The 24,051-nt window shown below is 70.0% G+C and carries 21 protein-coding genes; 14 read left to right on the top strand and 7 right to left on the bottom strand.

Features of this window, described 5'->3' with window-relative positions; genetic code table 11:
- Nucleotides 1-168: 168 nt before the first annotated feature.
- The 11 genes from rpsB (at nucleotide 169) to SSP29_RS00645 (ending at nucleotide 12,637) form a co-directional block, all read left to right on the top strand.
- Entirely contained in the window at nucleotides 169-1,131 is a 963-nt protein-coding gene (gene rpsB, locus SSP29_RS00695; RefSeq protein WP_089098489.1) for a 30S ribosomal protein S2, read from the top strand.
- A gap of 190 nt (nucleotides 1,132-1,321) precedes the next feature.
- On the top strand, nucleotides 1,322-2,158 hold the full coding sequence (tsf, locus tag SSP29_RS00690; RefSeq protein ID WP_089098488.1) for a translation elongation factor Ts: 837 nt from the start codon (nucleotides 1,322-1,324) through the stop codon (nucleotides 2,156-2,158).
- Between the two features lie 214 nt (nucleotides 2,159-2,372).
- On the top strand, nucleotides 2,373-3,131 hold the full coding sequence (pyrH, locus tag SSP29_RS00685) for a UMP kinase (RefSeq protein WP_089098487.1): 759 nt from the start codon (nucleotides 2,373-2,375) through the stop codon (nucleotides 3,129-3,131).
- A 146-nt stretch (nucleotides 3,132-3,277) separates the two neighbouring features.
- A complete protein-coding gene (gene frr, locus SSP29_RS00680; protein ID WP_089098486.1) occupies nucleotides 3,278-3,835 on the top strand; it encodes a ribosome recycling factor in 558 nt (185 codons plus the stop codon).
- Complete coding sequence (locus tag SSP29_RS00675; RefSeq protein WP_150133320.1) at nucleotides 3,835-5,211, top strand: phosphatidate cytidylyltransferase; 1,377 nt, start codon at nucleotides 3,835-3,837, stop codon at nucleotides 5,209-5,211. The genes frr and SSP29_RS00675 overlap by 1 nt, the downstream gene beginning before the upstream one ends.
- A gap of 207 nt (nucleotides 5,212-5,418) precedes the next feature.
- Entirely contained in the window at nucleotides 5,419-6,663 is a 1,245-nt protein-coding gene (locus tag SSP29_RS00670; protein WP_089098485.1) for a cytochrome P450, read from the top strand.
- A gap of 48 nt (nucleotides 6,664-6,711) precedes the next feature.
- Nucleotides 6,712-7,500, top strand: coding sequence for a VOC family protein (locus tag SSP29_RS00665; protein WP_089098484.1), 789 nt, complete (start codon nucleotides 6,712-6,714; stop codon nucleotides 7,498-7,500).
- Nucleotides 7,501-7,567: 67 nt separating this feature from the next.
- Entirely contained in the window at nucleotides 7,568-8,674 is a 1,107-nt protein-coding gene (rlmN, locus tag SSP29_RS00660; protein WP_089098483.1) for a dual-specificity RNA methyltransferase RlmN, read from the top strand.
- A 233-nt stretch (nucleotides 8,675-8,907) separates the two neighbouring features.
- Nucleotides 8,908-9,975 carry a thiamine ABC transporter substrate-binding protein gene (locus SSP29_RS00655; RefSeq protein WP_089099733.1) on the top strand — a complete coding sequence of 356 codons (1,068 nt, stop codon included), beginning with the start codon at nucleotides 8,908-8,910 and terminating at the stop codon, nucleotides 9,973-9,975.
- Between the two features lie 44 nt (nucleotides 9,976-10,019).
- The gene (locus SSP29_RS00650) at nucleotides 10,020-11,618 is read left to right on the top strand and encodes an ABC transporter permease (protein ID WP_089098482.1); all 1,599 of its coding nucleotides are present in this window, start codon (nucleotides 10,020-10,022) and stop codon (nucleotides 11,616-11,618) included.
- Nucleotides 11,618-12,637 (top strand): ABC transporter ATP-binding protein, encoded by a 1,020-nt coding sequence (locus SSP29_RS00645; RefSeq protein ID WP_089098481.1) that lies wholly within the window; start codon nucleotides 11,618-11,620, stop codon nucleotides 12,635-12,637. Before SSP29_RS00650 ends, SSP29_RS00645 begins: the two co-directional genes overlap by 1 nt.
- A gap of 78 nt (nucleotides 12,638-12,715) precedes the next feature.
- Here SSP29_RS00645 and SSP29_RS00640 read toward each other — a convergent pair whose 3' ends face one another.
- From SSP29_RS00640 to SSP29_RS54800, 7 genes are all read right to left on the bottom strand, one after another.
- Entirely contained in the window at nucleotides 12,716-13,447 is a 732-nt protein-coding gene (locus SSP29_RS00640) for an LAETG motif-containing sortase-dependent surface protein (protein WP_150133317.1), read from the bottom strand.
- A gap of 139 nt (nucleotides 13,448-13,586) precedes the next feature.
- On the bottom strand, nucleotides 13,587-14,720 hold the full coding sequence (locus SSP29_RS00635; protein ID WP_167449869.1) for an LOG family protein: 1,134 nt from the start codon (nucleotides 14,718-14,720) through the stop codon (nucleotides 13,587-13,589).
- Nucleotides 14,721-14,766: 46 nt separating this feature from the next.
- Nucleotides 14,767-15,174 carry a VOC family protein gene (locus SSP29_RS00630; RefSeq protein WP_089098478.1) on the bottom strand — a complete coding sequence of 136 codons (408 nt, stop codon included), beginning with the start codon at nucleotides 15,172-15,174 and terminating at the stop codon, nucleotides 14,767-14,769.
- Between the two features lie 97 nt (nucleotides 15,175-15,271).
- Nucleotides 15,272-16,840: a hypothetical protein gene (locus SSP29_RS58305; RefSeq protein WP_089098477.1), complete on the bottom strand. Its 1,569-nt coding sequence runs from the start codon at nucleotides 16,838-16,840 to the stop codon at nucleotides 15,272-15,274.
- Nucleotides 16,822-17,562, bottom strand: a complete 741-nt coding sequence (locus tag SSP29_RS00620) for an ABC transporter ATP-binding protein (RefSeq protein WP_089098476.1) — start codon at nucleotides 17,560-17,562, stop codon at nucleotides 16,822-16,824. Before SSP29_RS00620 ends, SSP29_RS58305 begins: the two co-directional genes overlap by 19 nt.
- A 191-nt stretch (nucleotides 17,563-17,753) precedes the next feature.
- Complete coding sequence (locus tag SSP29_RS00615) at nucleotides 17,754-19,136, bottom strand: aspartate aminotransferase family protein (protein ID WP_089098475.1); 1,383 nt, start codon at nucleotides 19,134-19,136, stop codon at nucleotides 17,754-17,756.
- The gene (locus SSP29_RS54800) at nucleotides 19,121-19,639 is read right to left on the bottom strand and encodes an Lrp/AsnC family transcriptional regulator (RefSeq protein WP_089098474.1); all 519 of its coding nucleotides are present in this window, start codon (nucleotides 19,637-19,639) and stop codon (nucleotides 19,121-19,123) included. The genes SSP29_RS00615 and SSP29_RS54800 overlap by 16 nt, the downstream gene beginning before the upstream one ends.
- Nucleotides 19,640-19,804: 165 nt before the next feature.
- On the opposite strand from SSP29_RS54800, the gene SSP29_RS00605 reads away from it, so the two are divergent.
- From SSP29_RS00605 to SSP29_RS00595, 3 genes are all read left to right on the top strand, one after another.
- The gene (locus tag SSP29_RS00605) at nucleotides 19,805-21,244 is read left to right on the top strand and encodes a gamma-aminobutyraldehyde dehydrogenase (protein ID WP_089098473.1); all 1,440 of its coding nucleotides are present in this window, start codon (nucleotides 19,805-19,807) and stop codon (nucleotides 21,242-21,244) included.
- A gap of 256 nt (nucleotides 21,245-21,500) precedes the next feature.
- The gene (locus SSP29_RS00600; protein ID WP_089098472.1) at nucleotides 21,501-22,694 is read left to right on the top strand and encodes a polyamine ABC transporter substrate-binding protein; all 1,194 of its coding nucleotides are present in this window, start codon (nucleotides 21,501-21,503) and stop codon (nucleotides 22,692-22,694) included.
- 366 nt (nucleotides 22,695-23,060) lie between these two features.
- A complete protein-coding gene (locus SSP29_RS00595; RefSeq protein WP_089098471.1) occupies nucleotides 23,061-23,978 on the top strand; it encodes an endo-beta-N-acetylglucosaminidase H in 918 nt (305 codons plus the stop codon).
- Nucleotides 23,979-24,051: the final 73 nt, after the last annotated feature.

Genomic DNA, 24,051 nt, shown 5'->3' with positions numbered 1-24,051 from the left:
TTCTGTTGGCGATCCGGGTCACCGGGTCGACTTCGCACGCCCCGACACCTGGCCATCAAAAGCAGGTGTCAGCGCTTCTCGGTCCTTCGCGGCACAGCGCACACGGGCGTCAGGCGCGGGAGCCGTCCGGCATCCGCGGCACAACCGAGAACACCAAGGAGTACGGCCATGGCCGTCGTCACGATGCGGGAGCTGCTGGAGAGCGGCGTCCACTTCGGTCACCAGACCCGTCGCTGGAACCCGAAGATGAAGCGCTTCATCTTCACCGAGCGCAACGGCATCTACATCATCGACCTGCTCCAGTCGCTGTCGTACATCGACCGCGCCTACGAGTTCGTCAAGGAGACCGTCGCCCACGGCGGCACGGTCATGTTCGTCGGTACGAAGAAGCAGGCGCAGGAGGCCATCGCCGAGCAGGCCACCCGCGTCGGCATGCCCTTCGTCAACCAGCGCTGGCTGGGCGGCATGCTCACCAACTTCTCGACCGTCTACAAGCGTCTGCAGCGCCTCAAGGAGCTTGAGCAGATCGACTTCGAGGACGTCGCCGCGTCGGGTCTGACCAAGAAGGAGCTTCTCGTGCTCTCGCGCGAGAAGGCCAAGCTGGAGAAGACCCTCGGTGGTATCCGCGAGATGTCCAAGGTCCCCAGCGCCGTCTGGATCGTGGACACCAAGAAGGAGCACATCGCGGTCGGTGAGGCCCGGAAGCTCAACATCCCGGTCGTCGCGATCCTCGACACCAACTGCGACCCCGACGAGGTCGACTACAAGATCCCGGGCAACGACGACGCGATCCGCTCCGTCACCCTGCTCACCCGCGTGATCGCCGACGCGGTCGCCGAGGGCCTCATCTCCCGTTCCCGTGTCGCCACCGGCGACAAGGGCGAGAAGGCCGCCGGCGAGCCGCTCGCCGAGTGGGAGCGCGACCTGCTTGAGGGCGAGAAGAAGGCGGACGACGCCGAGGTCCAGACCTCCGCCGAGACCGAGAAGGTCGCCGACGCCGAGCAGGCCGAGGCTCCGGCTGCCGCCGAGGCCGCTGTCGAGGCTCCGGCTGCCGCCGAGGCTGTTGTCGAGGCTCCGGCTGCCGCCGAGGCTGTTGTCGAGGCTCCGGCCGCGGACGCCGAGCAGGCCTGACCCCTCTGCTGAAGCGTTGACGGTGGGGGCGGCGGCATGAACTCCGCCCCCACCGTTCATCCGTAGGTCAGCCAACGGTCCGCGATCCACCCCTGCAGGTGGAATCCGCACATGGAATCCATGGAATTCATGTGGATCGCAGACGCGCAGATCTTCGATCTTCCAGACTTCGAGAAAGACTTACAGACTCATGGCGAACTACACCGCCGCTGACGTCAAGAAGCTCCGCGAGCTCACCGGCGCCGGCATGATGGACTGCAAGAAGGCCCTGGACGAGGCCGAGGGCGACGTCGACAAGGCTGTCGAGGCGCTCCGCATCAAGGGCCAGAAGGGCGTCGCCAAGCGCGAGGGCCGCTCCGCCGAGAACGGCGCCGTGGTCTCGATCATCGCCGACGACAACTCCTCCGGCGTCCTCGTCGAGCTGAAGTGCGAGACGGACTTCGTCGCCAAGGGTGACAAGTTCCAGGCCGTCGCCAACACCATCGCCGAGCACGTCGCCAAGACCGCTCCGGCCGACCTGGAGGCGCTGCTCGCCTCCGAGATCGAGCCCGGCAAGACCGTCCAGGCGTTCGTGGACGAGGCCAACGCCAACCTCGGCGAGAAGATCGTCCTGGACCGCTTCGCGCAGTACGCCGACGGCTACGTGACCGCCTACATGCACCGCACGATGCCCGACCTGCCGCCGCAGATCGGTGTCCTCGTCGAGCTGGACAAGCCGAACGCCGAGATCGCCAAGGGCGTCGCCCAGCACATCGCCGCCTTCGCGCCGAAGTACCTGGCCAAGGAGGACGTGCCGGCCGAGGTCGTCGAGTCCGAGCGCCGGATCGCCGAGGAGACCACCCGCGCCGAGGGCAAGCCCGAGGCCGCGATCGCCAAGATCGTCGAGGGTCGTCTGAACGGCTTCTTCAAGGACGCCACGCTGCTCGGCCAGCCGTACGCGCTCGACAACAAGAAGTCGGTCCAGAAGGTTCTGGACGAGGCCGGTGTCACCCTGAAGCGCTTCGCGCGCATCAAGGTCGGCATCTGAGTCCGTACCGCGATCGACGCGCGACCCGCGGGGAAATCCCGGTAGGGTCGGTCGACAGCAGTCGTCCGTACACACCGCCACAACCAGGGACGTGACGGACGGCGGCAGATCTGACGAGGAGGCCATTGCCGCGCATGGGCAGCGAAAAGCGACCCCACCGGCAATGGCCTTCTTCGTATGCGTATGTGCAACACGTGAAAGAGGCGGGATCTCCATGACCACCAAGGCCCAGAAGAGCGACGACGGCAAAGTACGCGGCCGGTTTCTGCTGAAGCTGTCCGGAGAGGCCTTCTCCGGTGGCGGGGGCCTGGGCGTGGACCCGGACGTGGTGCACAAGATCGCCCGTGAGATCGCGGCCGTCGTCCGCGACGGGGCGCAGGTCGCCGTCGTCATCGGCGGCGGCAACTTCTTCCGCGGCGCCGAACTCCAGCAGCGCGGCATGGACCGGGCCCGCTCCGACTACATGGGCATGCTCGGCACCGTCATGAACTGCCTCGCCCTCCAGGACTTCCTGGAGAAGGAGGGCATCGACAGCCGGGTGCAGACCGCGATCACCATGGGACAGGTCGCCGAGCCGTACATCCCGCTGCGCGCCGTGCGCCACCTGGAGAAGGGCCGCGTGGTCATCTTCGGCGCCGGTATGGGCATGCCGTACTTCTCCACCGACACCACCGCCGCCCAACGCGCCCTGGAGATCGACGCCGAGGCGCTGCTCATGGGCAAGAACGGCGTGGACGGGGTCTACGACTCCGACCCCAAGACCAACCCCGACGCCGTCAAGTTCGACTCCCTCGGCTACGGCGAGGTCATCACCCGCGAGCTCAAGGTCGCCGACGCCACCGCGATCACGCTCTGCCGTGACAACAAGCTGCCGATCCTGGTGTTCGAGCTGGTGACGGAGGGCAATATCGCGCGCGCCGTCAAGGGTGAGAAGATCGGCACGCTGGTGGGTGACCAGGGCAGCCGGGACTGACCGGCACCGCCTGACGCACCCTGACCGGGGGATGGACAATGTCCTGCCGGTCGGGAACCGTCAGGGAAAGAAGACGCGACGCAGCCGGCCGCCGCCCCGCAACGGAACCGCAGCCGGGCCTTACTCAAGACACGCAGGAGCAAGTGGTGATCGAAGAGACCCTCCTCGAAGCCGAGGAGAAGATGGAGAAGGCCGTCGTGGTCGCCAAGGAGGACTTCGCCGCGATCCGCACCGGCCGTGCGCACCCGGCGATGTTCAACAAGATCGTGGCCGACTACTACGGCGCGCCGACGCCGATCAACCAGCTGGCCTCGTTCTCCGTGCCGGAACCGCGCATGGCGGTCGTGACCCCGTTCGACAAGACGGCCCTGCGCAACATCGAGCAGGCGATCCGCGACTCGGACCTGGGCGTCAACCCGAGCAACGACGGCAACATCATCCGGGTGGTGTTCCCGGAGCTCACCGAGGAGCGCCGCCGCGACTACATCAAGGTCGCCAAGGGCAAGGCGGAGGACTCCAAGGTCTCCATCCGTTCCGTGCGCCGCAAGGCCAAGGACGCCATCGACAAGCTGATCAAGGACGGCGAGGTCGGCGAGGACGAGGGCCGTCGCGCCGAGAAGGAGCTCGACGACACCACCGCGAAGTACGTCGCGCAGGTGGACGAGCTCCTCAAGCACAAGGAAGCGGAGCTTCTCGAAGTCTGATGAACGACTCATCCTGGGGAGCCCCGCCGCACGCCGGGCCGCAGGCCGGGCAGGCGGGCTCACCCGCCGGGCAGGCCGGAGCACCGGCCGGGTACTGGGGACCGACCGATCAGGGCACCGGCCAGGGCTACGACCACGGCCACGGGCCGGACTCCGGCCAGGTGCCGGACTCGGGTCAGGGGTACGGCCAGGGGTACGGGCCCAGCCCTGCCCAGGGGTACGGCCACGGTCCCGGCCAGGGGTACGACCTCGGTCGTACCCAGGGCTATGACCAGGGCTATGACCAGGGCTATGGCCAGGGAGCCGTCCCGGCGGGTCCCGCGTACGATGCGCAGAACGCGCCTCAGACTCGCCCCATGCCCATCGTGCCCGACGACGTACCCGCGTTCGGCTCAGACCAGGACGACGACCGGGGGGCCGCTCGGCTGAGCGGCCCCTTGTTCCGAGACGAGACGTTCCGCAACGACACCCCGTCGGCGCAGCCCCTGCCTCACGCGGCGGCGCCGCAGAATCCGGAGCCCATGCCCGACGCCCCACAGCCGACGCCCGCGCCGCAGAAGAAGAGCGCGGGACGCGACCTGGGTGCGGCCATAGGCGTCGGCGTCGGACTGGGCGTCGTGATCGTGGCGTCCCTGTTCGTCGTCAAGGCGGTCTTCGTCGGCGTCGTGGCGGTCGCGGTCGTGGTGGGCCTGTGGGAACTGACCAGCCGGCTCCAGGAGCGCAAGGGCATCAAGGCACCCCTGGTCCCGCTGGCGCTGGGCGGCGCCGCGATGGTGGTGGCCGGCTACGCCCGGGGAGCCGAGGGTGCCTGGGTCGCCCTGGCGCTCACCGGGCTCGCGGTGCTGGTCTGGCGGATGACGGAACCGCCGGAGGGCTACCTCAGGGACGTCACGGCGGGTCTCTTCGCGACGTTCTACGTCCCGTTCCTGGCCACGTTCGTCGCGATGATGCTCACCGCCGACGACGGCCCCTTCCGGGTCATGACCTTCCTGCTCCTCACGGTGGTCAGCGACACCGGCGCCTACGCGGTCGGCTGGCGCTTCGGCACCCACAAGCTCGCCCCGCGCATCAGCCCCGGCAAGACCCGCGAGGGCCTGGTCGGCGCGGTGCTGTTCGCGATGGTCGCGGGCGCGCTGTGCATGCAGTTCCTGATCGACGACGGCACCTGGTGGCAGGGCCTGCTGCTGGGCCTCGCGGTCGCGGCCAGCGCCACGCTCGGCGACCTCGGCGAGTCCATGATCAAGCGGGACCTGGGCATCAAGGACATGGGCACACTGCTCCCGGGCCACGGAGGCATCATGGACCGCCTGGACTCGCTGCTGCCCACGGCTCCGGTGGTGTGGCTGCTGATGGTGCTGTTCGTCGGCAGCGGCTGAGCTACACAGACGTCGGCAGCGGTCGGCGTACAGCTGTCGTAGGGGAGCCCCCGTCCTTCGCAGGGCGGGGGCTCGGCGGCATGTCGGCCCCGGATGACGCAGCAGAAATCGCATGGTCATGCCGGTCAGAGGCAGACTCCCTGTGAGGACGCTGTGTCTTCAGGCGTGCAGGGAGTGCGCGTCTTCAGGCGTGCAGGGAGTGTGCCCATGCCCCTCGACCCGGCCCGGGCCGCCACCCCGTCCCCGACCTCGACTCCTCCGCCGGTGCGGTTCTGGCCCGTCGACGATCTGCCCGCGCTCGACCCGGACCCGTTCCTGGACGAACTGCTGCGCGACGAGCCGGTGACCCGGATCAGACTCGCGCACGGCGAGGGGGACGCCTGGCTGGTCACCCGGTACGAGGACGTCCGCTTCGTCACCTCCGACCCGCGTTTCTCCCGGGAGGCGGTCGTCGGCCGCGACATCACGAGCATGCGCCCGGCGCCCGTGGCCTCCCAGACGGCGGGCCTCCAGTACATCGACCCGCCCCGGCACAACCGGCTGCGCCGGGTCGTCGCCCGGGCCTTCACCGGGCGGGCCATGCAGCGGCTGCGGCCGATGGCGGAGCGCCGCGCCGGCGAACTCCTCGACACGATGGAGGCCGTGGGCCCGCCGGCCGACCTCATGGAGTATCTGCACGGCCCCTTCCCGATCGCCGTGATCCGTGACTTCCTCGGCGTCGACGAGAAGGACTGGCACCGCTGGGCGGCCACCGGCGAGGCGCTGCTCTCCGCGGGCCCCGACGCCGAGGAGCGCGCCCGGGAGGCCGCCCGGGTCACCCGGGCCCGGATCGCCGAGCTGCTGCAGAGCCGCCGGGAGGAGCCCAGCGAGGATCTCGCCGGGGTGCTGGCCCAGGCCACCGCGGACGGCGAGATCACCGGCGACGAGGCGATCTCCCTGGCCACCGCCATCCAGGTCAGCGGAGGGCACGCGGTCCGCAACAACAGCGGCTCGATGATGTACGCGCTGCTCACCCACCCCAAGCACCTGGACCGGCTGTGCCGCGAGCCGGAGCTGCTCCCCAAGGCGGTGGACGAGCTGTTCCGCTACGTTCCGCACCGCAACGGCGTCGGCATCCCGCGCGTCGCCGTCGAGGACGTCGAGGTCGGCGGCCAGTTGATCCGGGCCGGCGAGGTCGTCTACAACGCCTACGTCGCCGCCAACCGCGACCCCGCCGTCTTCGACGACCCCGACGACCTGGACTTCGACCGCACCAACGGTCCCCACCTGGCCTTCGGTCACGGACCTCACCACTGCATGGCCGCGATCATGGCCCGCATGGAGGCCGAGACCATGATCGGCTCGGTGCTCTCCCGCTTCCCCGGCATCCGCCTGGCCGTACCCCCCGAGCAGGTCGAGTTCCAGCACCGGGGCCTGATCCGCGGACCGCGTACGCTGCCCGTGACCTGGTGACCGAAGAGGGCCGAAGAGGGCCGAGGCGGACCGAGGAGAGACCCCACCATGCTGACGACCACATACGTTCCCGGCGCCCCGAACTGGCTCGACCTCGGGACCCCGGACAGCGGCGCGAGCGCCGCCTTCTACTCCGCCGTCTTCGGCTGGGAGCACCGGTCGGCCGGACCGGAGGCGGGCGGCTACGGCTTCTTCGAGCAGGACGGCAGCACGGTCGCCGGGATCGGCCCGCTCGGCGAGGAGGGCGCGAGCGCGTCCTGGAGGGTGTACTTCCACACCCCGGACGCCGACGCCACCGCCAAGGCCGTGGAGCAGGCGGGCGGCAGTGTCCGGATCGCCCCGGCGGACGTCTTCGCCTTCGGGCGGGCGGCCGCCTTCATCGACCCCACCGGCGCGCACTTCGCGGTCTGGCAGCCGGGTGAGACCCAGGGTCTGGACCTCGTGGCGGTCCCCGGCAGCCTGTCCCGGACGGAGCTCTACACCACCGACGCGAACGCGGCGAAGGCGTTCTACGAGTCGGTCTTCTCCTGGCAGACGCGGGACGTGCCGATGGGCCCGGAACTGACCTACACGATCCTCACCCCGGCCGGCGCCGGCCCGGCGGCGGCCCACGGCGGGCTGATGCAGCTGCCCCAGGCCAACCTCGACGCCGGATCGACGCCGGAATGGCATCCGTACTTCGAGGTGAGCGACTGCGACGCCACGTTCGCCAGGGCCACCGAGGCCGGTGCCACCGTCCTCATCCCGGTCACCGAGGCCCCGGGCATCGGCCGCTTCGCCATGTTCCTCGACCCCTCCGGCGCCCTCTTCGCCATCATCACGACGGCCAGGGGCTGATCCCCCGCACCCCCGCCGAACCTTCGGTCGCAGGCCACCTCAGTTGATCTGCGACACTGATAAGGCCATGCCTAATCCCGGAGAACTCACTTTCGTCGCGCCGCGCGGAGCCAAGAAGCCGCCGCGGCATCTCGCCGATCTCTCGCCCGCCGAGCGCAAGGACGCGGTGGCCGAGGTCGGGGAGAAGCCCTTTCGTGCCAAGCAGCTCTCGCAGCACTACTTCGCGCGGTACGCGCACGACCCCGAGCAGTGGACGGACATCCCGGCCGGCTCGCGGGACAAGCTGCGGGAGGCGTTGTTCCCCGAGCTGATGACCGTCGTACGGCATCTGTCGACCGACGAGGGGACGACCCGCAAGACGCTGTGGAAGATGTTCGACGGGACACTCGTCGAGTCGGTGCTGATGCGCTACCCGGACCGGGTGACCATGTGCATCAGCTCGCAGGCGGGCTGCGGGATGAACTGCCCGTTCTGTGCGACCGGGCAGGCGGGTCTCGACCGGAATCTGTCCACCGCCGAGATCGTGCATCAGATCGTCGACGGGATGCGGGCACTGCGGGACGGCGAGGTGCCCGGCGGGCCCGCGCGGCTGTCGAACATCGTCTTCATGGGGATGGGGGAGCCGCTCGCCAACTACAAGCGGGTGGTCGGAGCCATCCGGGCGCTGACCGACCCCGCCCCGGACGGACTCGGGCTCTCGCAGCGCGGGATCACCGTCTCCACCGTCGGACTGGTCCCGGCCATCCACCGGTTCGCCGACGAGGGCTTCAAGTGCCGGCTGGCGATCTCGCTGCACGCCCCCGACGACGAACTGCGGGACACCCTCGTCCCGGTCAACACCCGGTGGAAGGTGCGCGAGGTCCTCGACGCCGGGTTCGAGTACGTCGAGAAGAGCGGGCGGCGGCTGTCGATCGAGTACGCCCTCATCCGTGACATCAACGACCAGGCGTGGCGAGGGGACCGGCTGGGCCGGCTGCTGCGGGGCAAGCCCGTGCACGTGAACCTCATCCCGCTGAACCCGACGCCGGGTTCGAAGTGGACCGCGTCGCGGCCGGAGGACGAGAAGGCGTTCGTCGAGGCCATCGAGGCGCATGGGGTGCCCGTCACCGTCCGGGACACCCGGGGTCAGGAGATCGACGGCGCCTGTGGTCAGCTCGCGGCCACCGAGAGGTAACCGCCGTAGGCACCGAGCGGTAGGATCTGGCCAACACATCTTCATAATCCGACAGGGGAGCGCCACAGCGCTGAGAGTGCGGCAACCGGGCCGCAGACCCTCTGAACCTCGCCCAGGTCATTCTGGGTAGGAAGTTCGGTCATCACTCAAGCTGTTGCGCCCTGCCCGCACACCGTGGGCAGGGCCGCGTCTCTTCCTGGTCAACTCCAGGAGGAAAAACACCAGTGCACACCATGCACACCAGAACCTTCGTGGCCGCGGCGGTCGGGCTCGGGCTCGTGACGCTGTCCGCGTGCTCGTCGTCGGACAGCGGGGCCGACTCCAAGACCGTCACCCTCGTCAGCCACGACTCGTGGGCCGTCTCCAAGAACGTGCTCCAGGACTTCGAGAAGCAGTCCGGCTACAAGGTCAGGGTCCTCAAGGACGGCGACGCCGGGCAGGCCGTCAACAAGGCGATCCTGACCAAGGACAACCCGCAGGGCGACGTCTTCTTCGGCGTCGACAACACCCTGCTGTCCAGGGCCCTCGACAACGGTCTCTTCCAGCCGTACGAGGCGAAGGGGCTCGGCACGGTCGGCACGGCGTACCAACTCGACGCGGCCAAGCACCGCGTCACGCCCATCGACTACGGCGACATCTGCGTCAACTACGACAAGGCGTACTTCAGCAAGCACAAGCTGACCCCGCCGGCCTCGTACGCCGACCTCGTCAAGCCCCAGTACAAGAACCTCCTCGTCACCGAGAACGCGTCCACGTCCTCGCCGGGGCTCGGCTTCCTGCTCGGTTCGGCCGCGCAGTACGGGGACAGCGGCTGGCCGGACTACTGGAAGCAGCTCAAGGCCAACGGCGTCAAGGTCGTCGACGGCTGGGAGCAGGCCTACAACGAGGAGTTCTCCGGCTCGGCCGGCGGGAAGAAGGCAGGGGGCGACCGGCCGCTCGTCGTGTCGTACGCCTCCTCCCCGCCCGCCGAGGTCATCTACGCCGACCCGAAGCCCAGCACCGCGCCGACCGGCGTCGCGACCGGCACCTGCTTCCGGCAGATCGAGTTCGCCGGGCTGCTGAGCAACGCCGGGAACACCAAGGGCGGCAAGGCGCTCATCGACTTCCTGGTCTCCAAGGAGTTCCAGGAGGACATGCCGTTGAACATGTTCGTGTACCCGGTGGTGAAGGGGGCCAGCGTGCCCGCCGAGTTCACGAAGTACGGTCCCGCCGCCCAGAACCCCGAGACCATGGCGCCCGACAAGATCGCCGCCAACCGTGACCAGTGGGTCAAGACGTGGACGTCACTCGTACTGAAGTAGCCCCGCACAAGGGCGGTTCGGGGAGCGCGGCGCGGCTCGGGCTGATGCTCGTGCCCGTCGCGTTCTTCGCCGTGTTCTTCGCCTGGCCGGTCGCGGCGATCGTCACGCGCGGCCTGAAGGCCGACGGGGTCTGGCGGTTCGGGCGGATCGCCGACGTCCTCGGCCAGTCCGACATCCGGCACGTGCTCTGGTTCACCACCTGGCAGGCGCTCGCCTCCACCGCGCTCACCCTGCTGGCCGCGCTGCCCGCCGCCTATGTCTTCGCCCGCCTCGACTTCCCCGGCAAGCAGGTGCTGCGGGCCGTGGTGACGGTTCCGTTCGTGCTGCCGACGGTCGTGGTCGGTACGGCCTTCCTGGCGCTGGTCGGCCGGGGCGGGCTGCTGGACGAGCTGTGGGGCGTACGGCTGGACACCACCGTCTGGGCCATCCTGCTGGCGCACGTCTTCTTCAACTACGCGGTCGTCGTACGGACCGTGGGCGGGCTCTGGGCCCAGCTGGACCCCCGGCAGGAGGAAGCCGCCCGGATGCTCGGTGCCTCCCCGGCGGCCGCCTGGCGGAAGGTCACCCTGCCCGCGCTCGCGCCCGCCGTGGCCGCCGCCGCGCTGATGGTGTTCCTGTTCACCTTCACCTCCTTCGGTGTGGTGCAGATCCTCGGCGGGCCGACGTTCTCCACCCTCGAAGTGGAGATCTACCGGCAGACCTCCGAGATCTTCGACCTCTCCACGGCCGCCGTCCTGACGATCGTGCAGTTCGCGGCGGTCGGCGCGGTCCTCGCCGTGCACGCGTGGACCGTACGGCGGCGGGAGAGCGCGCTGCGGCTGGTGGACCCGTCGGTGACGGCACGCCGGCCGCGCGGGGCCGGGCAGTGGGCGCTGCTCGGCGGGGTCCTCGCCACCATCGCCGTGCTCCTGGTCCTGCCGCTGGCCGTGCTGGTACGGCGGTCGCTGGACGGGGGGTTCGGGTACTACCGGGCGCTGGGCGACGCCGACGGCGGGACCTTCCTGGTCGCGCCGATCGAGTCGGTGGTCAATTCCCTGGAGTACGCGGTCGCGGCCACCGCCATCGCGGTGGTGATCGGCGGACTCGCCGCCGCCGCACTGGCCCGGCGGGACGCGGGGCGGCTGGTGCGGGGCTTCGACGCGCTGCTGATGCTGCCGCTCGGGGTGTCCGCGGTGACCGTCGGCTTCGGGTTCCTGATCGCGCTCGACAAGCCGCCGCTGGATCTGCGTCAGTCCTGGATCCTCGTCCCGCTCGCGCAGGCGCTGGTCGGTGTCCCGTTCGTCGTACGGACCATGCTGCCCGTGCTGCGGGCCGTGGACGAGCGGCTGCGGGAGGCGGCGGCCGTGCTCGGGGCCGCGCCGTGGCGGGTGTGGCGGGAGGTCGATCTGCCGATGGTGCGGCGGGCGCTGCTGATCGCGGCGGGGTTCGCGTTCGCGGTGTCGCTGGGGGAGTTCGGGGCGACGGTGTTCATCGCGCGGCCGGACAACCCGACCCTGCCGGTCGCCGTGGCCCGGCTGCTGTCCCGCCCCGGTGATCTCAACTACGGCCAGGCGATGGCCCTTTCCACGATTCTGATGGTGGTGTGCGCGGTGGCGCTGCTGGTCCTGGAGCGGCTGCGGACCGACCGGACGGGGGAGTTCTGATGCTGCTGGCTCTCGACGCGGCCACCGTGCGGTTCGGCGGGCGGCCCGTGCTGGACGCCGTAGATCTCGATGTCGCCGAGCAGGAGCTGGTGTGCGTGCTCGGGCCGAGCGGAAGCGGCAAGTCGACGCTGCTGCGGGCGGTGGCGGGGCTCCAACCGCTCGACTCCGGGCGGGTGCTGCTCGACGGACACGACCAGGCGCGGGTGCCGGTGCATCGGCGGGGGGTCGGGCTGATGTTCCAGGACCACCAGCTGTTCCCGCAGCGGGACGTGGGCGGGAACGTGGCCTTCGGGCTTCGGATGCGTGGCGAAGGGAAAGCACAACAGGCCGAGCGGGTCGCCGAGTTGCTGGAGCTGGTGGGGCTTCCGGACGCGGCCCGTCGGGCTGTCGCCGGGCTCTCCGGCGGCGAGCAGCAGCGGGTGGCGCTCGCGCGGGCGCTGGCGCCCCGGCCCCGGCTGCTGATGCTCGACGAACCCCTCGGGCAGCTCGACCGTTCGCTGCGGGAGCGGCTCGTGGTCGAACTCCGGGAGCTGTTCGGGCGGTTGGGCACCACCGTGCTCGCCGTGACGCACGACCAGGGCGAGGCGTTCGCACTGGCCGACCGGGTGGTGGTGATGCGGGACGGGCGGATCGCCCAGTCCGGCACGCCCCTCGACGTCTGGCAACGGCCCGCGGACGAGTTCGTGGCCCGCTTCCTCGGCTTCGACAACGTGGTCCCGGCGACCGTGGAGGGAACGGTCGCGGTGACGCCGTGGGGGAAGGTGCCGGTGCCCGAGGGCTCCGGGCAGGGGCCGCGGACCCTGCTCGTACGGCCGGCCGGCGTACGGCTGGTCGCCGCCGACGCGGGGCTGCCCTGCACGGTGGCCGCCCGTACCTTCCAGGGCACCCATGTCACCGTCCACCTCCAGCCCCAGGACGGCCCCCGCCTGGCGGCCGCCTGCGCGCTGCGGGAGGCACCGGAGACCGGGGACGCGGTGGGCGTCGAGTTCGACGCGGCGGAGACCGTCGTACTGGACTGACCGGGTGCGCGGGTACGGCCGAGGCCCGTCCCCCGGGGATACGGGGACGGGCCTCGACGGTGTACGAGTGGGAGCGCGTCAGCTGCCGCTGTGCGCCCCGCGACGGCGCATGCCGAACCAGACGGCGCCACCGCCGACCGCCACGAGCGCGGCGGCGATACCGGCGATCAGGCCGGTGTTGGAGTTGGCACCGGTCTCGGCGAGGTTCGACTCACCGACGGCCGGGGACGGGGCGTTGTCCGACGTGGACGCCGGGGCGGTGCTGCTGCTCTCCGTGGCCGACGGGGTCGGGGAGTCCGACTCGGCCGGGGTGGACTCCGACTCCGACGGCGACGGGGTGGCCGACTCCGACGGGGAGGGGCTGGCGCTGTCGTCGGACTTGCACGCCGTCGACGAGGTCGTCAGGTTGGGCGTGATGTCCGTGTCGATCTGGGTCTTGCCACTGTCGACCTTGACGTGGACGCGGTACGTCGCGTCGGGCGCCCAGTCCTCGGAGAAGGTGATCTTCGTACCTTCCTGGGAGCCCTTGACGGTCTGCGCGTCGCCGACCTGCTTGGCGTCGGCGCCGTTGGTCTCCAGGAAGACGGTGATGGTCGCCGGAGTACCAGTGGCGTCCTGGTCGGTCACCGTGATGACACCGTTGGAGCCGTCGCAGGTGGCTTCGGCGGAGAACTCTTTGATGTTGCACGCGAGGGCGCTGCTGGAGAAGCCCAGGACCAGCGCGGCCGACGCGGAGGCAACACCCAGGATGCGCACGGAACTACGTGCACTGCGGCGGGATATGGACACGTTTGTCCTTACTGAGTGCATAACTGCGGGGGGTAGTGGGGGGAGTTGACGCAACGGTGAGGTGAGGCATCAGCATCCCCGGGAGGCTCACAGGTCTATAAGCGCTCCGTAAGTAGTGTCAATGCATATGCGGTCCACGTGCGTTGACTTTGCTTGCTTATTAATCACCGAGGCGTTTCAGTGCCTGTGAAGCTTGCTCGATCCGGTCAACGAGGGCGATACGGGACGCCATCGCGCGCTCCCCCGCGAGCGAGGTCAGCAGCTGCCAGGCCGGCAGTGTCCGGCTCCAGTGCGCCTCGTTCACGAGCACCATCGGGGTCGGCTCGCCCCGTGACTCGTAGTAGTTGGGCGTCGCGTTGTCGAAGATCTCCTGTACGGTCCCGGCGGCGCCCGGCAGGAACACCACACCGGCGTTGGAGCGGGCCAGCAGGCCGTCCTCGCGGGTGGCGTTGGCGAAGTACTTGGCGATGTGTGCGGCGAAGGCGTTCGGCGGCTCGTGACCGTAGAACCAGGTGGGGATGCCGACCGACGGGCCGCCGTCCGGCCAGCGCTCGCGTACCTCGAAGGCGGCGCGCGCCCAGTCGGTGATCGACGGCCGGAACGACGGTGCCTTGGCGAGGAGTTCCAGGGCCTCGTCGAGCATCCCGTCGTCGAAGGGTGCCGCGTACGCGCCGAGGTTCGCCGCCTCCATCGCGCCCGGGCCGCCGCCGGTCGCCACCGTGAAGCCGGCCCGCGCCAGCTCCCGGCCGAGCCGGGCGGCACCGGCGTACTCCGCGGTGCCGCGCGCCATCGCGTGGCCGCCCATCACGCCCACCACCCGGGCGCCGGCGAGGAGTTCGTCCAGCGCGTCGGAGACCGCGTCGTCGTGGATCGAGCGCAGCATGGAGCCGAATATGTCGCCGTCCGCCTTGGTCTGCTGGAACCAGGCGTACGAGCGGGCGTCCGGGGTCGCCTCGTAGCCCGCGTCGAGCGAGTCGAACAGCTCGTCGGGCGTGTAGGCGAAGGCGCGGTAGGGGTCGAAGGGGAGGTCCGGGACCGGCGGGAACACCAGGGCGCCGGACGCGCCGACCCGGGCGGCGGCCTCGTGGGACATCGGGCAGCCGAGGAAGACGGCGCCGGTGGTGTCGGTGGTCAGCAGGACGTCGGTACGGTCCGTCAGATCGACGGCCTGGAGCCGGTACCGGTCGAGCGTCCCGTGCGCGGCGACCACCTCGTCGAACTCGGCGAGGGACTCGATCTCACGGTCGCGGGCGGCGCGGTGCGGCTGCGGTTTCGCCGACTGCGAGGGCTGCACGGGCTGCGGCTGGGCGGGTGTCGGATGCACCCGCCCATGCTAGGCGTCAGCCCTGCACCGCGGCCGGGTCCATCCACACGACCTCCCAGCTGTGGCCGTCGAGGTCCTCGAAGGAGCGGCCGTACATGAAGCCCTGGTCCTGGACGTCGTCGTTCGCCGTGCCGCCGGCCGCGACCGCCTTCTCCACCAGCTCGTCGACCTTTTCGCGGCTCTCCGCGCTCAGACAGATCAGCACCTCGCTGGTGGTCGTGGAGTCGGCGATCTCCTTCTTGGTGAAGTCGGCGTAGCGCTGCTTGCTGAGGAGCATCGCGATGATCGTGTCGCTGATCACGACACAGGAGCAGTCGTCGGTGCTGAACTGCGGGTTGATCGAGTAGCCGAGCTCCGTGAAGAACTTCCGTGACGCGTCGACGTCGTTGGTGGCCAGGTTCACGAAGATCATCTGCTGGTACATGTGGGGTCTCTCCCTCGGGTGTCGTGCCGTTCGCGGGGACAGACCGGGGGACCCGGCGAAAGTCATCGCCGGGTCCGGATTTTCTTCGTACGGCCTTTCAGCGGGCGAGCGGGAGTGCGGCGAGCTCGGCGATCAGCAGGGTGAGGGGGCCGAAGAAGGCCAGCAGGGCGCCGGTGCGCAGGGCCGCCGCGCTGCGCAGCATGGTCGCCGGGGCGCCCAGGCGGAGCAGGGCCGCGGTGGTGTCGGCGCGGGACTGACGGGCCTCCACGGCGGCGGTGAGGAGGGTGGCGACCGTGCAGCCGGTCACCAGCAGGCCGCCGAGGGTGGTGAGGGGGCCGAAGGCGGGGGTGCTGCCGTCGTAGCCGTCGAGCGTGGCGGCCGCGAAGGCCGCCGACGCCACCGCGCAGACGACGCCGAGGGGGCGGCCGAGGCGGGTGGCCTCCGTCATCAGGACGCGGCCGGCGAGGAGGCGGCGGGCGCCGGGGCGGGCGGACTGGAGGAGGCGGCCGCAGAGGTGGGTGAGGCCGGGGGCGGCGAGGATCAGGCCGAGGGCGGTGAGGGACCAGCCGGCGAGGACACCGACGGGGCCTACGGCAAGGCCGCCGGGGAGGGCGGTGCGGGGGGTGGTCTCGGTGACGCCGGCGTAGGACTCCACGGCGAGGCCTGCGGCGAGGACGGCGACGCCCCAGGGGAGGCCGGTGGGGGAGGCGGCGAGGGGTGGGGCGGCGGGGAGGTCGGGGACCTGGTCCGGGGTGCCCTCGGTGCGGTCGGCGGGGGCCGGGGGGTGGGTTTCGCTCACCGGCGCTTGCACGGTGCCGTCCGCGCCCACCCGTGCCGCCCCAGCGGCACGACTGCCCGCGGGCTGATGCGGTGGCTGGGTGCCGTCCGTGGGCTGATGCGGTGGCTGGTCGCCGTCGGCGGGCTGATGCGGTGGCTGGGCGTCGCCCGTGGGCTGAAGCGGTTCGGTGCCGTTCGTGGGGTGGTGGGGTGGTGGGGTGCCGTCCGCCGGCTGATGCGGTGGCTGGGTGCTGGCTTTGGGGGTGCGGAAGATGCGGGCGCCGAAGCGGCCGTAGGCGCCGAAGGTCTCGCGCTTCGCCGTTCTGTCGTAGGCGCCGAAGCGGCCGTACATGCGCGAGCGGGTGCCGTGGTGGGGCAGGTCGCGGGGGCGGAGGGTCACCGCGACCGTCGTGGACGCCAGCAGCGGGGGGATCGCCAGGAGGGTCAGGGCCGCCGGGACGGGCAGGGACCTGTTCGCCGCCAGGAAGTCCTTCGCCGCGCCGTCGAAGGGCATGCCCGTGAGGTCGCCGCGCAGGTGGAGGTAGACCAGGAGGGCCAGCAGGGAGCCCAGGGTGCAGGCGAGGGCCGTGTTGAGGGCGGCGATCGCCATCAGGCGGGCCGGGCCCAGGCCGAAGCCCGAGAGACCGGTGCGCGGCTTGGCACCGGGGTCGGTGCGGGCCACCGCGACCGCGAGGTACACCGTGGCGGCGAGCGGGATCGCGCACCAGGACAGGCGCAGGAGCGCCGCGGTGGAGTGGGCCGGGTGGGCCAGCGCGTAGCCGAGGGCGGAGAGGAGGAGGAAGCCCGTGCCCGCCGCCGCCGTGGCCACCAGGAGGCGGCGCAGGTGGACGGCCGGGTGGGCGGCGCGGGTCAGACGGAGAGCGAGCACTCGGCCCGGCCCTCCGCTTCGGGGACCGGCGGGAGGTGGACCGTGTTCACCCGGCGGCCGTCCAGGAGCGCGACCTTGCGGTCGGCGAGGGCCGCCGTCTCCGCGTCGTGCGTGGCGAGGACCACGGTGATGCCGTGCGAGCGGGCCGCCGTGGTGAGCGTGCGCAGCACGTGGGCGCGGTCGGCGCGGTGCAGCGGTGCCGTCGGCTCGTCCGCGAAGAGGACCGTGGGCGCCGGGGCGAGCGCACGGGCGATGGCGACGCGCTGGCGTTCGGCCTGCTGGAGCTCGGCCGGGTGTTTGCGGGCCTTGTCGCCGACGTCGAGGCGCTCCAGCCACTCCAGCGCGGCCACCTTGGCCCGGCGCCTGCCGGTGCCGCGCAGCATCAGGGGCAGCGCGGTGTTCTCCCAGACGTTCAGCTCGGGGACGAGCGTCGGGGCCGGGTCGATCCAGCCGAAGCGGTCGCGGCGCAGCCGTTCGCGGGTGAACGGGCCCATCCGGTGCACGGCCTTGCTGTTGAACCAGACCTCGCCGCCCTGCGCCGGGACCAGGCCGGCCAGGCATTTCAGCAGCGTCGTCTTGCCGCTGCCGCGCGGCCCGCTGACGGCGAGGATCTCGCCCTCCCGCACGCCGAGCGAGATGCCCGTGATCCCGGGTGAGCCGTCCTGGTGGCGGAAGTGCAGGGAGCGTGCCCACAGCACGTCGTTGTCCGGCGGGGCCTCCATGGGCGTACACCTCGGTTCTGATCCGTTTTGCCGTGCCTTCCCACGTCCGGGGGAACGAAAGGCTGGGCCGATCGGTCACGTGCACGCTAGGCAGGCCGGAGGCGGAGCCCGGACAGCACACGGCCCCGGGCCGCCGTTCTCACTCGAACGGGCGGCGCCGGGGCCGGACGGTCAGACCGCTGATCCGACGATCAGAGCTTGGTCCACGCCTCCGTGAGGGTGGCGCGCAGGATCTGCTCGATCTCGTCGAAGGTCTCCTGGTTGGAGATCAGCGGCGGGGCGAGCTGGACGACCGGGTCGCCGCGGTCGTCGGCACGGCAGTACAGGCCGTTCTCGAACAGGGCCTTGGAGAGGAAGCCGTACAGGACGCGCTCCGTCTCCTCGTCGGTGAAGGACTCCTTCGTGACCTTGTCCTTGACCAGCTCGATGCCGTAGAAGAAGCCGTTGCCGCGGACGTCGCCGACGATCGGCAGGTCGTGCAGCTTCTGCAGGGTGGACAGGAACGCGCCCTCGTTGTCGAGCACGTGCTGGTTGAGGTTCTCGCGCTCGAACAGGTCGAGGTTGGCGAGGCCGACCGCAGCGGAGACCGGGTGGCCGCCGAACGTGTAGCCGTGCAGGAAGGTGTTGTCGCCCTTGTAGAACGGCTCGGCCAGGCGGTCGGAGACGATGCACGCGCCGATCGGGGAGTAGCCCGAGGTCATGCCCTTGGCGCAGGTGATCATGTCCGGGACGTAGCCGAACTTGTCACAGGCGAACATCGTGCCCAGGCGGCCGAAGGCGCAGATGACCTCGTCCGACACGAGCAGCACGTCGTACTGGTCGCAGATCTCGCGGACCCGCTGGAAGTAGCCGGGCGGCGGCGGGAAGCAGCCGCCGGCGTTCTGGACCGGCTCCAGGAAGACCGCGGCGACGGTGTCGGGGCCCTCGAAGAGGATCTGCTGCTCGATCTGGTCGGCGGCCCAGCGGCCGAAGGCCTCCGGGTCGTCGCCGTGGATCGGGGCGCGGTAGATGTTGGTGTTCGGGACCTTGTGGGCACCGGGGACGAGGGGCTCGAAGGGAGCCTTGAGGGCCGGGAGGCCGGTGATCGACAGGGCGCCCTGCGGGGTGCCGTGGTAGGCGACCGCGCGGGAGATGACCTTGTACTTGGTGGGCTTGCCGACCAGCTTGAAGTACTGCTTGGCGAGCTTCCAGGCGGTCTCGACGGCCTCGCCGCCGCCGGTCGTGAAGAAGACCTTGTTCAGGTCGCCCGGGGCGTGGTCGGCGAGGCGCTCGGCCAGCTCGACGGCCTTCGGGTGGGCGTACGACCACACCGGGAAGAACGCCAGCTCCTGGGCCTGCTTGAAGGCGGCCTCGGCGAGTTCGACGCGGCCGTGACCGGCCTGGACCACGAACAGACCGGCGAGACCGTCGAGGTAGCGCTTGCCCTTGTCGTCGTAGATGTAGGTGCCCTCGCCCCGGACGATGGTCGGGACGGGCGAGTTCTCGTACGAGGACATGCGGGTGAAGTGCATCCACAGGTGGTCGTACGCGGTGCGGCTGAGGTCCTTCTGGGTCACGGTTATCGGGTTCCCCACATGTAGGTCTGCTTCTTCAGCTTCAGATAGACGAAGCTTTCGGTGGAGCGCACGCCGGGCAGCGCCCGGATGCGTTTGTTGATGACGTCCAGCAGGTGGTCGTCGTCCTCGCAGACGATCTCCGCGAGGATGTCGAACGAGCCCGCGGTCATCACCACGTACTCGACTTCCGACATGGCCGTCAGCGCGTCGGCTATCGACTCGACATCGCCCTCGACGTTGACGCCGACCATCGCCTGCCGGCGGAAGCCCACGGTGAGCGGGTCCGTGACGGCGACGATCTGCATCACGCCCTGGTCCAGCAGCTTCTGGACGCGCTGGCGCACGGCCGCCTCCGACAGGCCCACGGCCTTGCCGATCGCGGCGTACGGACGGCGGCCGTCCTCCTGGAGCTGCTGGATGATGGCGAGGGAAACGGCGTCCAACTGGGGGGTGCCGTTCCTGGACTCGCGGGACGAGTCCCTCTGGTCTGCGCTTCGACTGGCCACGACCTCACTGTGCACGACGTCTCGACGGTTCCGCAAGGCCGCATCGATGAAATTCGTTGTTTCAGGTGTCGCAGATTGCGGATTTCGCAGACGCGGCGGCCGTGGGGGTGTTGAAAACGTGGGGGCTCGGATTAGTGTGGGTGTCTCAGTCAATGGACACCCGAACTTGGAGGGCCGGCAGTGAGCACCGAGCTGCGTCGTCTGCGCAATTACATCGACGGTGAGTTCCGGGACGCCGCCGACGGACGGACCACCGAGGTGGTCAACCCCGCGACCGGCGAGGCGTACGCGACGGCCCCGCTGTCCGGGGCGGCGGACGTCGACGCCGCGATGGCGGCCGCGGCCGCGGCCTTCCCGGGCTGGCGCGACACCACGCCCGCCGAGCGGCAGAAGGCCCTGCTGAAGATCGCGGACGCGTTCGAGGAGCGGGCCGAGGAACTCATCGCGGCGGAGGTGGAGAACACCGGCAAGCCGACCGGGCTCACCCGCTCCGAGGAGATCCCGCCGATGGTCGACCAGATCCGGTTCTTCGCGGGCGCGGCCCGGATGCTGGAGGGCCGGTCGGCCGGCGAGTACATGGAGGGGATGACCTCCATCATCCGCCGCGAGCCGGTCGGCGTCTGCGCGCAGGTCGCGCCGTGGAACTACCCGATGATGATGGCCGTGTGGAAGTTCGCCCCGGCGATCGCCGCGGGCAACACGGTCGTGCTGAAGCCGTCGGACACCACGCCTGCGTCGACCGTCCTGATCGCGGACATCATCGGCGGGATCCTGCCGAAGGGCGTCTTCAACGTCGTCACCGGCGACCGTGACACCGGCCGGCTGATGGTCGAGCACCCGACCCCGGCGATGGCCTCCATCACCGGTTCCGTGCGGGCCGGCATGTCGGTCGCCGAGTCCGCGGCCAAGGACGTCAAGCGGGTCCACCTGGAGCTGGGCGGCAAGGCGCCGGTCGTCGTCTTCGAGGACACGGACATCGCCAAGGCCGTCGAGGACATCTCCGTCGCGGGCTTCTTCAACGCCGGCCAGGACTGTACGGCGGCGACCCGGGTGCTGGTCCAGGAGTCGATCCACGACGAGTTCGTCGCGGCGCTCGCGAAGGCCGCGGCCGAGACGAAGACGGGCCAGCCGGACGACGAGGACGTGCTGTACGGGCCGTTGAACAACCCGAACCAGCTGAAGCAGGTCTCCGGCTTCATCGAGCGGCTTCCCGCCCACGCCAAGGTCGAGACCGGCGGGCAGCGGGTCGGTGACAAGGGGTACTTCTACGCGCCGACCGTCGTCTCGGGCCTTAAGCAGGACGACGAGATCATCCAGAACGAGGTCTTCGGGCCGGTCATCACCGTCCAGTCCTTCACGGACGAGGACCAGGCCGTGGAGTGGGCCAACGGCGTCGAGTACGCGCTGGCGTCCTCGGTGTGGACCAAGGACCACGGGCGCGCGATGCGGATGTCCAAGAAGCTGGACTTCGGCTGCGTGTGGATCAACACGCACATCCCGCTGGTCGCGGAGATGCCGCACGGCGGGTTCAAGAAGTCCGGGTACGGCAAGGACCTGTCGGCGTACGGGTTCGACGACTACACGCGGATCAAGCACGTGATGACGTCGCTGGACGCGTAGGTCGTATGTCGGGTGCCGGTGCGTGGGGGCTGGTCGTGCCCACGCGGCGGCAGCCGCACATGGACAGGGCCCCGCGCCCCTTAGGTATGTGGCGCTGCCCGGGGTTGGGAAGTCCCCGGGCAGCGCTTTCGTGTGTCGGTGACCGGGTGTGTAACGCCGTGTTGACCTAGGTCATCGACAAGGTGTCCGGTCCGCGTCAGGCGGCTCGACGCAGCGTCGATTGCCCGGTGACAGGCGGGCGCGACATCCTTCAGGTGTGCCCCAGACCTCTTCTCAGACGCCCGCGCTCTCCCGTCGCTCCCTGTTGCGCGCGCTCGGCGGCACCGCCGCGCTCGGCACGCTGGCGGGCTGCGGGGTGCCCGCCGCCTACGTCAGGGCCGGCGACCGCGCCGTGACCGACCGGTCCGCCACGGACCACAGGCTGGTCTTCGCGAACTGGCCGCTGTACATCGACGTGGACGACGACAACCCGAACAAGCGACCCACCCTCGACGCCTTCGAGAAGCGCACCGGGATCTCTGTCGACTACATCGAGGAGATCAACGACAACGACGAGTTCTTCGGCAAGATCAGCCCCGCGCTGATGAACCACCAGTCCACCGGCCGGGACCTGATCGTCATCAGCGACTGGATGTGCGCGCGGTTCGTCCGCCTGGGCTGGGTCCAGAAGATGGACCGCGCCCACCAGCCGAACGTGGCGAAGTACCTGGACCCGCTGCTGCGCTCGCCGGCCTTCGACCCGGGCCGTCTCCACACCGTGCCGTGGCAGTCGGGCATCACCGGCATCGCGTACAACCGCAGGAAGCTCGGACGCGAGATCCGGCACGTCAAGGACCTGTGGGCGAGCGACCTCAAGGGCCGGGTGACCCTGCTCTCCGGCCTCGACGAGGCGTTCGCCCTGCTCATGCAGGGCAACGGCGTGGACATCACCAAGTGGACGGCCGACGACTTCCACAACGTCTGCGACGAGGTGCAGAAGCAGGTCGACCGGGGCCAGATACGCCGCTTCACCGGCAACGACTACACCAAGGACCTGGTCAGCGGGGATGTCCTGGCCTGCCAGGCCTACTCGGGCGATGTCATCCAGCTCCAGGCCGACAACCCCGACATCCGCTTCCTCGTCCCCGAGGAGGGCGCGGAGCTCTGGTCGGACTCCCTGATGATCCCGGACCGCGCCGCCCACAAGACCAACGCGGAACGCCTCGTCGACTACTACTACGAGCCGGAGGTCGCCGCCGAGCTGGCCGCCTGGGTCAACTACGTCTGCCCCGTCCCGGCCGCCCAGCAGGTCCTCGCCGACTCCCAGGACAAGGACACCGCGGCGCTCGCCGACAACCCCCTGATCTTCCCGAACACGGCCATGCGCAAGCGCCTCGCCATCGCCCGCGACATCACGTCGACGGAGCGGGTCGAGTTCGCCAAGCGGTGGAACCAGATCGTGGGGCTGTAGGACTCCTTCCTCGCGGATGTGACGAGGGTTCTTGGGTGGCGCAAAAAAGGGGATGGTTGACACCGGTCAGACGTTCGATCCGCGAGGAGCGGAACCCGAGGTTTGCTGGAGAGGAACCGCTATCGCGTCGATGCCGATCTCCATGGGTTCTGTTGGTCGTCGGCCTGGGTCGGCGCGGCAGCGTGGCGTTCTGGTAACTCCCTTGCCGGGGCCCAGGGTTAGGGTGCGACGTGTGTGCGTGGGAGTCGTGAGGAGTTCCCGCATGGTTCTGGGGATTCGGTCACGGGAACGGAAGGATCCGGGGGGCTTTCTCGGCGCCTGCGAACAGGTCGGGCGCCGCTCCATGCGATGGGAGACCGATCAACGATGTTCACTCCGGTGCGGAGCAGAATACGGACGGCCGCGCTCGCGCTCTCGGCCATTACGGCCCTCGCCTTAGGCGCGACCGCCACGACCGGCGCGGCAGCGGCCCCCGCTCCCGCGAAACAGGGACCAACCTCGGTGGCGTACGTCGAGGTGAACAACAACAGCATGCTGAACGTCGGCAAGTACACCCTCGCCAACGGCGGCGGCAACGTCTTCGACGTCGCCGTGATCTTCGCGGCGAACATCAACTACGACACGGGCACGAAGGCGGCGACCCTGTACTTCAACGCGAACGTGCAACGCGTCCTCGACAACGCCGCCACGCAGATACGGCCGTTGCAGCAGAAGGGCATCAAGGTCGTCCTCTCGGTGCTCGGCAACCACCAGGGCGCGGGCTTCGCCAACTTCCCGTCCCAGCAGGCGGCTTCGACGTTCGCGAAACAACTGTCGGACACCGTGGCCACATACGGCCTCGACGGCCTCGACTTCGACGACGAGTACGCCGATTACGGCAACAACGGCACCGGCCAGCCCAACGCCGGCTCGTTCGTGTATCTGGTGTCGGCACTGCGTGCCAACATGCCGGACAAGATCATCAGCCTCTACAACATCGGCCCGGCCGCGTCGCGCCTGTCCTACGGCGGCGTCGACGTCTCGTCCAAGTTCGACTACGCCTGGAACCCGTACTACGGCACCTGGCAGGTCCCCGGCATCGCACTGCCCAAGTCGAAGCTGTCGCCGGCGGCCGTCGAGATCGGCGGAACCTCACAAAGCACGGCCGCCGACCTCGCCCGCCGCACGGTCAGTGAGGGGTACGGCGTCTATCTGACGTACAACCTCGACGGCGCCGATCGCAGCGCCGATGTCTCCGCGTTCACCAGGGAGCTGTACGGCAGTGACGCCCACTACACGCCGTAGGCCGACCACACTCCCCGGCGTCAGGTGTCCCCTCGGGGCGTGCTGCATCCCGTAGGGCCGCGCCTCGGGCAGG

This window comes from Streptomyces hyaluromycini, from assembly GCF_002217755.1.
Classification (GTDB): Bacteria; Actinomycetota; Actinomycetes; order Streptomycetales; family Streptomycetaceae; genus Streptomyces; species Streptomyces hyaluromycini.
This window is presented reverse-complemented; position numbering and strand designations above follow the sequence as displayed.

Coding starts and splice junctions, on each gene's coding strand:
- rpsB (WP_089098489.1), top strand. CDS start 169: ATGGCCGTCGTCACGATGCGGGAGCTGCTGGAGAGCGGCGTCCACTTC.
- tsf (WP_089098488.1), top strand. CDS start 1,322: ATGGCGAACTACACCGCCGCTGACGTCAAGAAGCTCCGCGAGCTCACC.
- pyrH (WP_089098487.1), top strand. CDS start 2,373: ATGACCACCAAGGCCCAGAAGAGCGACGACGGCAAAGTACGCGGCCGG.
- SSP29_RS00675 (WP_150133320.1), top strand. CDS start 3,835: ATGAACGACTCATCCTGGGGAGCCCCGCCGCACGCCGGGCCGCAGGCC.
- SSP29_RS00670 (WP_089098485.1), top strand. CDS start 5,419: ATGCCCCTCGACCCGGCCCGGGCCGCCACCCCGTCCCCGACCTCGACT.
- SSP29_RS00665 (WP_089098484.1), top strand. CDS start 6,712: ATGCTGACGACCACATACGTTCCCGGCGCCCCGAACTGGCTCGACCTC.
- rlmN (WP_089098483.1), top strand. CDS start 7,568: ATGCCTAATCCCGGAGAACTCACTTTCGTCGCGCCGCGCGGAGCCAAG.
- SSP29_RS00655 (WP_089099733.1), top strand. CDS start 8,908: ATGCACACCAGAACCTTCGTGGCCGCGGCGGTCGGGCTCGGGCTCGTG.
- SSP29_RS00650 (WP_089098482.1), top strand. CDS start 10,020: ATGCTCGTGCCCGTCGCGTTCTTCGCCGTGTTCTTCGCCTGGCCGGTC.
- SSP29_RS00645 (WP_089098481.1), top strand. CDS start 11,618: ATGCTGCTGGCTCTCGACGCGGCCACCGTGCGGTTCGGCGGGCGGCCC.
- SSP29_RS00640 (WP_150133317.1), bottom strand. CDS start 13,447: ATGCACTCAGTAAGGACAAACGTGTCCATATCCCGCCGCAGTGCACGT.
- SSP29_RS00630 (WP_089098478.1), bottom strand. CDS start 15,174: ATGTACCAGCAGATGATCTTCGTGAACCTGGCCACCAACGACGTCGAC.
- SSP29_RS00620 (WP_089098476.1), bottom strand. CDS start 17,562: ATGGAGGCCCCGCCGGACAACGACGTGCTGTGGGCACGCTCCCTGCAC.
- SSP29_RS00595 (WP_089098471.1), top strand. CDS start 23,061: ATGTTCACTCCGGTGCGGAGCAGAATACGGACGGCCGCGCTCGCGCTC.